The organism is Candidatus Moraniibacteriota bacterium (assembly GCA_035390125.1).
Classification (GTDB): Bacteria; Patescibacteriota; Minisyncoccia; order Moranbacterales; family GWC2-37-73; genus DAOOTD01.
In genome coordinates this window covers 331462-345744 of the sequence record DAOOTD010000001.1, presented here as the reverse complement: position 1 = coordinate 345744, position 14283 = coordinate 331462, and the positions used below count along the sequence as shown (strand labels likewise).

Annotated in this window: 14 protein-coding genes and 2 rRNA genes; 15 read left to right on the top strand and 1 reads right to left on the bottom strand. The window is 34.3% G+C overall.

What is annotated here, in order from left to right; genetic code table 11:
* The 14 genes from PLR68_01780 to PLR68_01715 all read left to right on the top strand — a co-directional run.
* Positions 1-917: ribosomal RNA gene (locus PLR68_01780) — 23S ribosomal RNA — on the top strand; the annotation flags it as partial.
* 52 nt (positions 918-969) lie between these two features.
* A 5S ribosomal RNA gene (gene rrf, locus PLR68_01775) occupies positions 970-1077 on the top strand.
* Positions 1078-1227: 150 nt separating this feature from the next.
* Complete coding sequence (locus PLR68_01770) at positions 1228-2028, top strand: FxLYD domain-containing protein (protein HOW60467.1); 801 nt, start codon at positions 1228-1230, stop codon at positions 2026-2028.
* A 70-nt stretch (positions 2029-2098) separates the two neighbouring features.
* Complete coding sequence (gene rodA, locus PLR68_01765) at positions 2099-3208, top strand: rod shape-determining protein RodA (GenBank protein ID HOW60466.1); 1110 nt, start codon at positions 2099-2101, stop codon at positions 3206-3208.
* Positions 3209-3286: 78 nt separating this feature from the next.
* Positions 3287-3484 (top strand): 50S ribosomal protein L32, encoded by a 198-nt coding sequence (gene rpmF / locus PLR68_01760; protein HOW60465.1) that lies wholly within the window; start codon positions 3287-3289, stop codon positions 3482-3484.
* A gap of 13 nt (positions 3485-3497) precedes the next feature.
* Positions 3498-3980: a transcription antitermination factor NusB gene (gene nusB / locus PLR68_01755; protein ID HOW60464.1), complete on the top strand. Its 483-nt coding sequence runs from the start codon at positions 3498-3500 to the stop codon at positions 3978-3980.
* Positions 3981-4086: 106 nt separating this feature from the next.
* The gene (gene rnc / locus PLR68_01750; GenBank protein HOW60463.1) at positions 4087-4770 is read left to right on the top strand and encodes a ribonuclease III; all 684 of its coding nucleotides are present in this window, start codon (positions 4087-4089) and stop codon (positions 4768-4770) included.
* A 134-nt stretch (positions 4771-4904) separates the two neighbouring features.
* Positions 4905-6500 carry a D-aminoacylase gene (locus PLR68_01745; GenBank protein ID HOW60462.1) on the top strand — a complete coding sequence of 532 codons (1596 nt, stop codon included), beginning with the start codon at positions 4905-4907 and terminating at the stop codon, positions 6498-6500.
* Between the two features lie 11 nt (positions 6501-6511).
* Positions 6512-7903 (top strand): UDP-N-acetylmuramoyl-L-alanine--D-glutamate ligase, encoded by a 1392-nt coding sequence (murD, locus tag PLR68_01740; protein HOW60461.1) that lies wholly within the window; start codon positions 6512-6514, stop codon positions 7901-7903.
* Positions 7904-7918: 15 nt separating this feature from the next.
* On the top strand, positions 7919-8701 hold the full coding sequence (locus tag PLR68_01735) for a CAP domain-containing protein (protein HOW60460.1): 783 nt from the start codon (positions 7919-7921) through the stop codon (positions 8699-8701).
* Between the two features lie 169 nt (positions 8702-8870).
* Entirely contained in the window at positions 8871-10151 is a 1281-nt protein-coding gene (murA, locus tag PLR68_01730; protein ID HOW60459.1) for a UDP-N-acetylglucosamine 1-carboxyvinyltransferase, read from the top strand.
* Positions 10152-10156: 5 nt separating this feature from the next.
* Positions 10157-10570 (top strand): hypothetical protein, encoded by a 414-nt coding sequence (locus PLR68_01725; protein ID HOW60458.1) that lies wholly within the window; start codon positions 10157-10159, stop codon positions 10568-10570.
* A 2-nt stretch (positions 10571-10572) separates the two neighbouring features.
* Positions 10573-11580: a rod shape-determining protein gene (locus tag PLR68_01720; GenBank protein HOW60457.1), complete on the top strand. Its 1008-nt coding sequence runs from the start codon at positions 10573-10575 to the stop codon at positions 11578-11580.
* A 2-nt stretch (positions 11581-11582) separates the two neighbouring features.
* A complete protein-coding gene (locus tag PLR68_01715) occupies positions 11583-12656 on the top strand; it encodes a glycosyltransferase family 1 protein (protein HOW60456.1) in 1074 nt (357 codons plus the stop codon).
* A gap of 121 nt (positions 12657-12777) precedes the next feature.
* Here the strand turns inward: PLR68_01715 and PLR68_01710 are convergent, their stop codons facing one another.
* Entirely contained in the window at positions 12778-13008 is a 231-nt protein-coding gene (locus PLR68_01710) for a hypothetical protein (GenBank protein HOW60455.1), read from the bottom strand.
* A gap of 140 nt (positions 13009-13148) precedes the next feature.
* On the opposite strand from PLR68_01710, the gene PLR68_01705 reads away from it, so the two are divergent.
* On the top strand, positions 13149-14282 hold the full coding sequence (locus tag PLR68_01705; GenBank protein HOW60454.1) for a glycosyltransferase: 1134 nt from the start codon (positions 13149-13151) through the stop codon (positions 14280-14282).
* Position 14283 lies beyond the last annotated feature (1 nt).

Here is a 14283-nt window from a genome sequence, read left to right as displayed (position 1 = left end):
CTACAGCAAGACGAAAAGACCCCGTGGAGCTTTACTACAACTTGGTATTGGATTGGAATTTTGGTTGCCTAGAATAGGTGGGAGACTTTGATATCCTGATTTCGGTCAGGATGGAGTCGACAGTGTAATACCACTCTATCAAAGTTTTAATTCTAACCCTGCTCCGTTATGAGTTTCAAACCGCAATCTATAAATTTCAGCATTGCTTGTGTTTGAATCTCATATCCGGAGCGGGAACAGTGCCTGGTGGGTAGTTTGACTGGGGCGGTCGCCTCCTAAATGGCAACGGAGGCGTTTACAAAGGTTGGTTAGGTCCGGATGGAAATCGGACTGATAGCGCAAAAGTACAAACCAGCTTTACTGCAAGACACATAAGTCAATCAGTCACGAAAGTGGAATTTAGTGAACCGACTGTCGCATGTAGATGCGCAGAAGATCATCAGATAAAAGTTACCCCGGGGATAACAGGCTGATCCTTCCCAAGAGTCCATATCGACGGAAGGGTTTGGCACCTCGATGTCGGCTCATCGCATCCTGGGGCTGGAGAAGGTCCCAAGGGTTTGGCTGTTCGCCAATTAAAGCGGTACGCGAGCTGGGTTCAAACCGTCGTGAGACAGGTTGGTCCCTATCTGCTGTAGGCGTGAATATTTGAGGGAACTCTTTCCTAGTACGAGAGGACCGGAAAGAACAAACCTCTGGTGTATCGGCTGGACCGCCAGGTCCACTGCCGAGTAGCTATGTTTGGACGAGATAACCGCTGAAAGCATCTAAGCGGGAAGCTCATCCCAAGATTAGATATTACGTATAATTTATTATACGAGGATCTCCTAGAAGAAGACTAGGTTGATAGGCTTTAGGTGTAAGCTTCGTAAGGAGTTGAGCCAAGAAGTACTAATAGATTCATTAATCTTTCTTATTTTTATGGTTAGTGGTTAAGAGTTACTTATTGAAAATTTGGAAACCAAAATTCTCGGTGCTTCTAGCGAAGTGGTAACACCTCTTCCCATCCCGAACAGAGCAGTTAAGCACTTCAGCGCCGATGGTACCTCCATGAGGGAGAGTAGGTCAGTGCCGAGAATTTTGGTTTCCATTTGAGGTAAACTTCCCGCTTAAGCGGGATTTTTTGTTTGGTAAAAAATTATTTTAATTCTTAATTTTAAATAGCAGGTCTTGTTTTTTTATGGCAATAAAATATACTTATAATAATAACTAACCAAAAAAAATAATATGGAAAACTCAGAAATAATAAAAAAAAGGATTAAAATTATAGCGGGTTATTTGGTTGTTTTTGTTGTGATTGTCTTTATTTCTTATCTATTATTTTCTCCAGCAGCGACCTGTTCTGATAAAATACAAAATCAAGGAGAAAAAGGAATTGATTGTGGCGGACCATGTTCTCCATGCAAGGATGTTGCTCAAATAGAAGATTTGATTATTGATGAAGTTGCCTTCGCTTATGGAGGCAATGATGTCTATGATGTTGTTGCAAAAATATATAATCCAAATGAATCTATGGGAGCGAAATCATTCAGATACATCTTTACTTTAAAAGATAAATCTGGATTAACCATAAAAACTCAAGAAGGATACAGTTTTATCCTTCCGTCAGATACCAGATATTTAGCAGTGTTAAATTTAAAAACAGAGAATGATGAAATTCCTAAAGATGTGAGTGTTGAGATAAGTGACACCCAGTGGGAAAAGTTATCAAAAATTGGTAAGCCTCAAATTGGAGTATATAGTAAAAAATTTGGTGCTGCCCCAACCCCTAATAGCAGTCAAGTTGAGGGATTAATCAGAAACGAAAGTGGGTATGATTTTAAAAAAATAGACGCCACAATAGTTATTCGTGATGAAAATGGTAATATAATTGGCATAAATACAACTCAAAGAGATTCTGTACGTGCAAAGGAAGAGCAAAAATTTAGCGTAAGCTGGCCCTATTTATTGCAAGGAAATATACAAAATATAGAGGTTGATCCTCAAATAAATGTTTTTGATTCTGAGAATTTTTCTGTTTCCCGATAATTATATAAATGCTTTAAAATAAATAACCCATAATTATTTTTTTCTGTATTTTAAATGTAGAATATTGCCTATGATAAATAAATTGCTGAAAATAGATCCAATACTTATATTTTCAACATTCCTTTTGCTGGCGATAGGCTTAGTTGTACTTTATAGTATCTCTATGTTTATCCCCAGTGGAGGAAGTCTGAATATTTTTTGGCGGCAAATAATGTTTGTTTTTATAGGAATCACATGCATGTTTTTTTTCGCTTTTTTTGATTATCAAATTCTAAAATCAAAAAGCACGCTGATTTATTTTTTTACGCTAATTATATTAGTGGCAGTCTTAATTTTTGGAATTACAGTAAGGGGCACAGCAGGATGGATAGGCATAGGATCTTTTCATGTTCAGCCGGTAGAAATTGCAAAAATTTCACTTATTATTTTTCTAGCCAGTTTTATTTCGCAGAAGAAAATGGAACTAGGTGAAACAGGAAGGCTTATTGCATCATTAATTCTTTGCGGGATAATGTTTATCTTAGTAATAAAACAACCAGATTTCGGAAGCGCCATGGTTCTTGTTGCTATATGGATCAGCATGACTGCTGTTTCCGGTATAAGTGCAAGGAAAATCCTTATTATAATATTATTTGGAATAATATTATCAGTTTTAGGGTGGTTTCAATTGCAAACATATCAAAAAGATAGGATTTATGGTTTAGTAAAATCGGGCGTAGTAGATCCACGAGGAAGCGGATATAACGTTATTCAATCAATGATTTCAGTCGGATCTGGCGGTTTAATAGGCAAAGGAATAGGTCACGGATCACAATCGCAGTTAAATTTTTTACCTGAGAAGCATACTGATTTTATCTTTGCTTCTATTGCTGAAGAGCTGGGACTTTTGGGGTCATTTTTTATTTTAGGTTTGTATTTTATAATTTTTTCAAGAATGAGAACTATTGCACTAAATGCGCCTGATAATTTCAGTTTCCTGATAGTTGTTGGCATCATGTCTATGTTTTTTGTACAAATTTTTGAAAATATAGGCATGAATATAGGTATTATGCCGGTTACTGGCATCCCATTGCCCCTTTTGAGTTATGGCGGAAGCTCAATGATAACTCTTTTAATCAGTATTGGTATTTTAATTAATATAAATTCAAAAAAAGAAACATCTACTTATCCTAATATTTAAAAATATTCCTAATCTTGCTAATAGGAAAAATGTGTGTTATTATGGTTCAAGATTTGTAATAATTTATTATATAAAAAAATGTCTGTACCAAAACAAAGGCACACAAAACAGAGACGGGATGCCAAAAGAGATCGTTTTAAAACTAAAATAGTAAAAACAATAACTTGTCCAAAGTGTAATAAAGCAAAGCTTCCTCACAAGGCCTGCAGTTTCTGCGGATTTTATAAGGGTAAAGAAGTTGTCAATACTCTTAAAAAAGTTAATAAAAAGAAATAATTTTAAAATAAAAATGGCAAATCGGCACCTTCAACGTTCAATTGCGATGCAATCTCTTTTTGAGTGGGATTTTCAGGGAGGAAATAATGATAATATTGACGATATTATAGACCGTAATGTTAAAGAATTTGCTCCTGGTATAGATCAATACGATTTTGTCACTTCTCTGGTAAAGGGAACCATGCAAAATTTGTCTGATATAGATGCTATCATAGAAAAATGTGCTCCCGAATGGCCATTAGATCAAGTTGCTATAATAGATCGCAATGTTTTACGTTTGGGTATTTATGAACTTATGCATGGCAATTATGAAGAAGTGCCTCCTAAGGTTGCTATAAATGAGGCTATAGAACTTGCAAAAAATTTTGGTGGTGAAAATAGCGCACGATTTGTGAATGGTGTTTTAGGAACAATCTATCGAGAGATGGGAGAGCCTATGAAAGATGATACTTCTAAAAATCACAAAAAGAGTGACATTGAAAAAGAAGAAAAATAGATTTTTATTATAATAATTAATGATTAAAATCCGAAATTCTAAATTCGAAATGTTAAATATTAAGATTTATTATTTCGTGCGTTGAATTTCGAGTTTTACACTTTTTATGATAGAAAGTTTAGCTAAGAAAATCGCAATTAAATTCAATAATATTGAATTGCTTAAGCAGGCAACAACTCATCGTTCTTATTTGAATGAAAACAGGAATTACGAACTCGATCATAATGAACGGCTGGAGTTTTTGGGTGATGCTGTTTTAGAACTTATCATAACTGAGTATCTTTATAAAAATTACTCAAATCCGGAAGGCGAACTTACAAGCTGGAGAAGTGCTTTAGTCAATGGTGAAATGCTGGCGCAGATAGCTAAAGAACTTGAAGTAGAAAAATATTTATTAATGAGTCGGGGAGAAGCCAAGGATACTGGACGTGCTAGACAATATTTGCTAGCCAATGCACTGGAAGCAATTATTGGTGCTATCTATCTTGACCAGGGTTATGAAAGTGTTAGAAAGTTTGTTTTAAATAATGTCGCTAAAAAACTCCAAGGAATACTGGATAAAAAACTCTATCTTGATCCAAAAAGTTATTTTCAGGAAAAGGCACAGGAAAATAATAAAATAACGCCAATTTATAAGGTTATCAAGGATTGGGGTCCTGATCATGACAAGCATTTTGTTGTGGGAGTTTTTCTTGGTGATAAACTTATAGCAGAAGGCAGTGGTAATTCAAAGCAAGAAGCTCAGCGTGAAGCTGCCAGGGAAGGGCTAAAAATTAAAGGATGGTTATAGAATACACAGCAATAAATTCCTGCTTGGAGCGGGAATTTTTTTATTTTCAATAAGACATTGATTGTTTGCTAATTGGCTTTAAAAAATGTTATAATTAAAGCAAGTTTTGTAAAAAATACAATATAAAAAATAAAATTATGTACGATATAATAATAAAAAATGGAACTATTATAGATGGAAGCGGCAAGCCAATGTACCGAGCTGATATAGGCATACAAGAAGGCGTAATAACTTACATCGGCGATCTAAAAAATGAATGTACTGAGATAGAAATTGATGCTACTAAAAGATATGTTACGCCGGGTTTTATTGATATCAATAACCATTCTGATACTTATTGGAGAATTTTTTCTGATCCAGCACTAGAAAGTCTTATTTATCAAGGAATAACGACTATTGTTGGTGGGAATTGTGGATCATCTATAGCTCCGCTTGTTGATCACCATGTTATGAAATCTATCCAAAAATGGGCGGATATAAAAAAGATCAGTTTTAATTGGGTTAGCATGAAAGATTTTCTGGAGGAAGTAAGCAAAAAAAATATATCTTTAAATTTCGGTAGTTTAGTTGGCCATGAAACGCTTCGTAGAGGATTGGTAGGTGATGAAGTTCGCGACATTAACTCTGTTGAAATGGAAACTATGAAAAAAATGCTTGAGCAGGCGATGAAAGAAGGAGCTCTAGGCTTGTCTACTGGTCTGGTTTATACGCACGCAAAACTGGCGTCTTCGCTTGAAATTGAAGAATTAGCAGAAGTTGTAAAGAAATATGATGGAGTTTACGCTACACACATTAGGGGAGAGGGTCATGAACTTCTTAATTCAATAGAAGAAGCTATAGGTGTCGCTAGAGTTACAGGGGTACGTCTGCAAATTTCTCACTTAAAAGCTGTGGGCATGAGAAATTGGAATATTATGGGAAAAGCTCTGAATGTTATTGAAAAAGCCCGTAAAGAAGGAATAGATGTTAATTTTGATGTTTATCCTTATACTGTGACTGGCAATGTTCTTTATATATTGCTTCCTGACTGGGCAACAGAAGGCGGTCGCAATATGATGATTTCCAGGCTAAAAGACCCAAATAATAGGGAAAGTATTATAAAAGAAATGAAAGAAAGCGAATTTGATTATTCAAAAATAATAATTTCCGTTTCTAATATAGATAAAACGCTCAACCATAAAAAAATCTCAGAGATTGCAAAAGCTCAAGAAAAAAGCGTAGAGGAAGTTATTATCGATTTGCTTATTGCAAGTGAAGGGCGTGTAATAACAATGATTGAACTTCTAAGCGAAGAAAATATTGATAAATGCATCATGAATCCTTTTTCAATAATTTCATCCAATGGTTCTGGATATAAAATTGAACATAGTAAAACAGGTGAGCTTGTGCACCCTAGAAGTTTTGGTACTTTTCCAAGGATATTTGCAAACTACGTAAGAAAAAAAGAAATTATTAGCTGGGAAGAAGCTGTTTATAAAATGAGTGGTCTGCCTGCCGAAAAGTTTAAAATAAAAAAACGAGGCATAATTAAAGAAAAAAATTATGCTGATATAGTCGTTTTTGATCCAAACTTAATCCGCGATATGGCAACAATTGAAAATCCTTATAAATATTCACAAGGCATAGACTGGGTTATTATTAATGGAAAACCTATTATTAAAAATGGAATTATGACTAGCATGAGGTCAGGCGAAGTTATTAAAAGAAAATCATCTTTTTTTGAATTCTAAAAATACAGACTATGGATGCTTCTTTTTTCAAAGATAAAAAAATTACTGTCATGGGAATCGGATTGCATGGCGGAAGTGTTGGTATGATAAAATTTTTGTCAGATCATGGAGCAAAAGTAATTGCGACTGATATAAAAACCAAGGAGCATCTGGAATCTTCACTGGAAAAATTAAAAGGCGTGAAAAATGTTCACTTTATTCTTGGGCATCACAGAAATGAAGATTTTACAAAAGTTGATATGGTGATTAAAAATCCTGCTGTTCCTTGGAATGAAAAACATATCAAAATAGCTCTTGAAAACAATATTCCTGTTGAAATGGATTCAGGTCTGTTTTTTAAGTTATGCAAAAATAAGATAATTGGAGTGACAGGAAGCAAAGGCAAAACAACAACTTCAAAAATTATATACGACATTCTTAAGTCGGCTGGAAAGAATCCTATAAAAGTGGGGATTGGTCAGATTTCTGTTATGGACAGGCTTGAAAAGTTAGAAAAAGATTCTATCCCTGTTTTTGAACTTTCAAGCTGGAGACTTTCTGCTCTTGGCAGAGAAAAAGTAAGTCCGCATATTGCAGTAATCACAAACATTTTTATCGATCATCTCAATTATTACAAAACAATGGAAAAGTATATTGAAGATAAGCAATATATTTTTTCCAATCAAAATACAAAAGACTGGCTGATTATAAATGGCGATGACCAGCAGATTCATGAAATGGTCAAAGAAAATAAAAGTCAAATTATAAGTTTCTCATATTCACCAATAAAATATAGCCCCTCTGTTTTTATTGAAGATAATATTATTTTTTTGAACGATGGAGTAGATATAAAAAGAATTATTTCTACAGAAAAAATCAATATTTTAGGCAAGCATAATCTTAGTAATGTAATGGCGGCCATAGGAGCTGTTTATGCATACGGAATTTCTGTGCCAGAAATCAAAAAAGCATTGCCTAAACTTAAAGGAACCGAACATCGTTTAGAATTTGTTTTAGAGTCAAACGGAATAAAATATTACAATGATACTGCGGCTACTATTCCTGATGCTGCAATATTGGCGTTGGAATCTTTTAGTCAGCCAGTCATTCTTATCGCAGGAGGAACAGACAAAAATCTTGATTTTAAAAAATTTGCAAAGAAAATTATTGAAAAAACAAAATATCTGGTTTTACTAAAAGGAAACGCAACAGAAAAAATTATAAATGAAATCAATGATATTTCAGAAAAGGGTCTAGTTGATTTATTTGAAGTTGTTAATTCAATGGAAGAAGCAGTTTCAATTGCTCGAAAAAAAGCACAAAAAAACGATATTGTTCTTCTTTCTCCTGGTGCTGCAAGTTTTGGTCTTTTTGCCAATGAATTTGATCGTGGCGATAAGTTTAAAGAAGCTGTAAAAAAATAACGAATTAATAAAAGAATGCTGCATATAACAGAAAAAAGTAAAAATACCCTTAGTAAGGCACTTGTTGCAGAGATTTTTATAAGTCTTGCAATGTTTGTAGTTTTTTTTGCGCCCTTAGTTAAAGCAAGTGATATTACAGCAGATATTATTATAAAGCTTGTAAATAATGCAAGAAAATCTAGCAATGTAGCTGTTTTAAAAAAGAATGATATTTTGCAAAAAGCTGCAGAGCAAAAAGCTCAGGATATGATTGAAAACAATTATTTTGCACACATATCGCCACAAGGAAAGTCGCCATGGGACTGGATAAATGAAAATAAATATGGATATAGATATGCTGGAGAAAATTTAGCTATAAATTTTACAAGTGCTGAAGATCAGCAGAAAGCTTGGATGAATAGTCCAACGCATCGAAAAAATATATTAAATGAAAATTATGATGAAACGGGGATTGCTGTTAAACAGGGCATAATTGATGGACAAAGGGCGGTTGTTGTTGTGCAAATGTTTGGAAAACAGATGCAACAAAACATATCTAGTGGCAATATGCCAATAAGCACAGTATCTGATATAAATACCCAAGAAAAAAAGCCAAGCAAGGTGGCAGGAATTTCTGATAAAACAAGTTTAGATGTTCTTTTTAAAAATAATCAATCAGCAATCATAGGTTGGTCTTTGGCTTTCGGATTTGCAATCTTCCTTATTTTAATTGATATTGCTGCAGTCATACACAAAAAACATGATCCTCTGTTTATTCTGCAGAAAAACAAGAATACAAAATTCTATGATGTTTATTGAAAAGTATTTTTTAATTATTTTATAAGACATATTTTTTAACGCTTGGTAAATTATCAAGGTCATTATTAGAAAAAAGTAAGCATAAAATAGGCTTACTTTTTTGTTATTTAAAGTACTTTGCTTGTATAAATAAAAATAACCCTTCTGAGGTTGAAAAAAAATATTACTCATGTATACTAAATCTATGGACTATTTTGAAATAAAAGGTGGAAAAAGGCTTTCTGGAAGCATAGATGTAAGGGGTTCGAAAAACGCGACTACGCCTATTTTAGCTGCTACATTGCTTACAAATGAGCCTTGTACTATTTCCAACGTTCCTCTAATTGAGGATGTTTTTCGCATGGTTGAGATATTAAAAGGAATAGGAGCCTCTATTGATTGGGTAGAGGAAAGAACTCTTAAAATTTGTTCCAAAGATATTGATCCAGCCCATTTAGACGATTCTCTGGTAAAAAAACTCCGGTCTTCAATTTTGCTGCTGGGTTCATTAAGTGCCAGATTTGATTTTTTTTCATTCCATCATCCAGGAGGATGTGTGATAGGCAAGCGTCCAGTCGGGACTCACTTTGATGTCTTAGAAAAAATGGGCGTACATATAACAAATATTAATGAAAAAACATACAAAATAGATGCTAGGAACAGAAAAAGTGCCAACATTGTACTGAAAGAATTTTCAGTAACAGCGACAGAAAATGCCATGATGCTGGCAGCATCTCTACCTGGGAAAACAATTATAAAAATTGCTGCTCAGGAGCCGCATGTCGAAGATCTTGGGAAATTCTTGGTTTCTATGGGTGCTGAAATTAAAGGATTAGGAACGCATACATTAGAAATTATAGGCAGTAAAAAACTTCATGGCGCTGATCATAAAATTATTCCAGATGCAAATGAAGCGGCGACATTCATTATTATGGGTGTAGCAACAAAAAGTCCTATAAAAGTAAAAAATGCTAAGGAAGAGAACTTGGATTTGGTTTTGGAAAAACTCAGGGAATTCGGAGCAGATTTTAAAATAGAAAATAATTCAATAGAAGTTATACCATCAGATAAATTGAAAGCAATTGAAAAAATAGATGCTCGCATATATCCTGGTATACCAAGTGATATACAAGCTCCAATAGGTGTTTTGGCTTCACAAGCAGACGGAGAGACTATGATTTTTGATACTTTATTTGAAGGACGTTTTAATTATTTGACGGAATTGGAAAAAATGGGAGCACGGTCTAGAATACTTAATCCCCATCAAGCTGTTATTTATGGTCCAGCTCATTTGCGGGGAAGTGCTATAAAAAGTTTTGATTTGAGAGCCGGAGCTTCATTAATTATAGCCGCGCTCTGTGCTGAAGGTACAACTACAATAGAAGAAATATACCAAGTAGATAGAGGATATGAGAGGATTGAAGAAAGGTTACAAAAATTAGGTGCAGATATAAAAAGGGTGCGAAAATAAATTATATGAAGATAGGAATAATTGGTTCGATGCAATTTACTGATAAGATGTTGGAAGTAAAAGATGAGCTTAATATAATGGGGCATGATGCTTTTCTTACGGATCTGCATAAATCAATGATAGGCAAGAATAACTCCGAAATTGAAAAAATTAAATTGCATCAAAAATTCAACATGGACGCTATTCGCGAATTTTGGAGAGCAATGCAGGGAGCAGACGCAGTTTTAGTTCTGAATTTTGACAAAAATGGAATTGAAAATTATATCGGGGGAAATACTTTGATGGAAATAGGATTTGCTCACGTTCTTAATCAGAAAATATTTTTGTTCAATCCAATCCCGGAAATGCCATATTGCAAAACTGAAATAGAAGCGGTTAAGCCAATTATAATAAATGGAGATTTGAATCTAATAAAATAATTATGTTTATACGAAAAATTGGAATAGATTTAGGGACAGCTAATACTTTAGTTTTTATACCCGGAAAAGGAATCGTAGTTAATGAGCCTTCCGTGGTAGCGGTTTCTCCTACAGAGAATGTTGTTTTGGCCGTAGGTAATCAAGCTAAAGAAATGTTAGGACGCACGCCCGACAATATTGTTGCTAGCCGTCCCATGAAAGACGGAGTTATTGCAGATTACAGAGTAACTGAAGCAATGCTTAAGTATTTTATTAATAAAGTTACTGGAAGGATCCGTTTTTTCCGTCCAGAAATTATGATTTCTATTCCAGCGGGGGTAACTTCAACGGAAAGAAGGGCAGTTATTGATGCAGCTGTAAAAGCTGGGGCAAAGTCAGCTTATGTAGTTAAAGAGCCTTTACTAGCAGCTATTGGAGCCGGAATACCCATCCATAATGCCCAGGGCAATATGATTATTAATATAGGTGGTGGAACATCAGAAATAGCTGTAATCTCGCTAGGGGGGGTTGTAGCGGCTCACAGTGCGCGTGTAGGAGGCAACAAATTTGATCAGGCTATTTCTGACTATATCAAACGTAAATATGGTTTAGCAATAGGGGATAGAACAGCTGAAGACATAAAGAAAGAAATTGGAAGTGCAATTGCACAAGTTAAAGAAGAACATATAGAAATTCGAGGACGTGATCTTATGGGAGGCTTGCCAAAAACGATAAAAATTTCTTCAAATGAAATTACTGAAGCACTCCAGGATGAACTCCGTGAAGTGGTTAATGCGATTAAAAAAGTTTTTCAGGAAACCCCTCCGGAATTAGCAGCTGATATTATGGATAAAGGTATGGTTCTTTCCGGTGGTGGTGCGCTTCTAAGAAATTTAGATCAGCTTATAACCAAAATAATTGGAGTTCCGTGCTATGTGGCTGATGATCCTATTTTGTGTGTCATAAAGGGAATCGGAATCGCTTTAGATAATCTGGAAGTTTACAAACGTACGATAATGCTATCAAAATAAAAATGTTAATAGGCATAGATAGTTCTCGTGCTTTTTTAAAAGATAGGACGGGAATCGAAGAATATTCTTATCAAGTCATAAAAAATCTCGCTGATAAATTAAAAGAGCACGAGATTATTTTATATATCCGTAAAAATCAAAAGGTAGATTTTGAATTGCCGAAAAATTGGAAAATAAAAAAAATAAATTTTTATTATCTTTGGACTCAAGTCGGTTTATCCCTAGAGATGTTTTTTCATCCAGTGGATGTTTTATTTATTCCTGCGCATACTGTCCCCGTTATCCATCCTAAAAATACTATAGTTACTATCCATGGTCTGGAATATGAATTTTGTCCCAATGCTTATTCTTTTTGGGAAAAAATTTATATGCGATGCAGCATAAGAAAATCATGTCAGTGGGGGAAAAAAATAATTGCCGTATCAGAAAATACAAAAAAGGATTTGATAAATTTATATAAAATCAAGGAAGAAAAAATTTCTGTTATATATAATGGTTACGCTAATGAATTTTCCGTTTCAGGTTCTGAATACAAAATGCCAGATATTAAATACTTGTTATTCATTGGTCGTCTGGAAGAACGAAAAAACGTAATTGGTATTATAAAAACTTTCGAAGTTTTAAAAGAACAGTATAAAATTCCGCACAAATTGTTTCTGGCAGGCAAGCCGGGATTTGGCTATGGGAAAATAAAAAATGAAATAGCCAAGGTTAATTGCCGGAAAGATATTATCGAACTTGGATTTATAGATAAAAATAAAAAAGCAGAACTTCTCAAAAAATCCGATGTCTTTCTTTTTCCGAGTTTTTATGAGGGCTTTGGTTTGCCTATTCTTGAAGCGCAATCAGCTGGTGTGCCAGTAGTAACTTCTAATGTTTCTTCAATTCCAGAAGTGGCCAATGGCAGTGCAATTCTGGTTGATCCTAATAATTCTGAGGATATTGCGGATGCTGTCTATAAGCTTATTTCTGATGAAAATATTAGGCAGGAAATAATAAAAAAGGGACAGGAAAATGTCCAAAGATTCAGCTGGGAAAAATGCGCCGAAGAAATTGCTCAAATATTGATGAAATAAAAAAAGGATAGACCAAAATATTTATTGACCCATCCTATTTTTATAATTGCATTTTATTTTGGAGTATCCATTGATTTGATGGATCTTAAAGTTTTTGTGTTACCAACAACAGTAAAACTTATCAGTATGAAACCCAAATCTTTGCAATGTGGTTTATGCTGTCTCCAAAGGATTGTTTTAGTTTTTTTTCTAAATTACTTTTCACGATATTCCTTTGTATTCTCTCTAGTTCTATGAGGCTTATTTTGCTTATTCTCATTTTACGCAATCTTTCTTTACTTATGCTTAGCTTTTGAATTCTGAATTTCTTTCTTTCAGATTCTGAAATTTTTTCAATTGGACCTGAAATCATCAAAAACCTCCTTTTTTAAATAACTTATTTTTTTAATTATTTTCAGCATACTAGCAAAATAAATAATAAAAGTCAAGAATGTGTTAATGTATATAATGTCTTATCTTTCAAGATTTTTAAGGGTGTGTTAAACTTTATTTATGGAGAAAAAAGACTTAAAAATAGCCTTGGTTCATGATTTTCTGCTTTATCCGGGTGGGGCGGAAAAAGTTTTAAAAGTGCTTTCGGAAATGTACCCCAAAGCGCCGATTTATACTTTGCTTTATGATGGAGAAAAAATGTCAAAAGAGTGGGGAAGCAAAGATGTACGTCCATCATATCTGCAGAAATTTCCTAAATTTTTAAAAAAACATTACCAATGGTTATTGCCATTCTTCCCGGTTATTCCGGAAACCTTTGAGCTTAGAGAATATGATTTGGTAATTTCTTCATCTGGAGCCTGGTCAAAGGGAATTGTTACAAAACTCGATACTATTCATATTGCATATCTTCATTCGCCGATGCGTTTTGTCTGGGACTATAATGAAAAATATTTAAAAGAAAGAAACAATAAGCCCTCAATTTTTACCCGTTTATTTTTCAGTTATTTGCGTGTCTGGGATCGTATGGCAGCTGATCGTCCTGACTATTTGATTGTAAACTCAAAATATACTCAAAGTCGTGTAAAAAAATATTACAGACATGAAAGCGCTATTATTTACCCACCCGTATCGCTATGTGAGCAAGCTCACTTGCGAAACTTTAAGGACAGACCCGCCAATTTAAATGACAAAGGTTATTTCTTAATTATTTCCAGGCTTTCTCCATACAAAAAAGTTGATATTGCGGTCGAAGCTTTTAATAAACTTGGGTTGCCTTTGGTTGTAATAGGGCAGGGGAAGCAGGAAAATTATTTGCGTAAAATTGCCCAGTCTAATGTAAAAATTCTAGGCTGGCAAAGCAGAGAAGAAATTAAAAATTATTATAAAAATACCAGAGCCTTTATTTTTCCCTGCGAAGATGATTTTGGAATTGCGCCGGTTGAAGCTATGCAAGAGGGAATACCGGTGATAGCTTATCGCAAAGGCGGGGCATTGGAAACTGTCGTCGAAGGTAAATCTGGGGAATTTTTTGACGTGCAAACGCCGGAAGTTTTGGCTGATGGTGTCAGGCGCTTTATGATTAATGAAGATAAATACGATAAAGAATTTATAAAAAAACATGCTGAAAATTTTTCAGAAGAAAGATTTAAAAGAGAATTTAAGGAATACATAAATAAAATAATGCAAAGTTAAG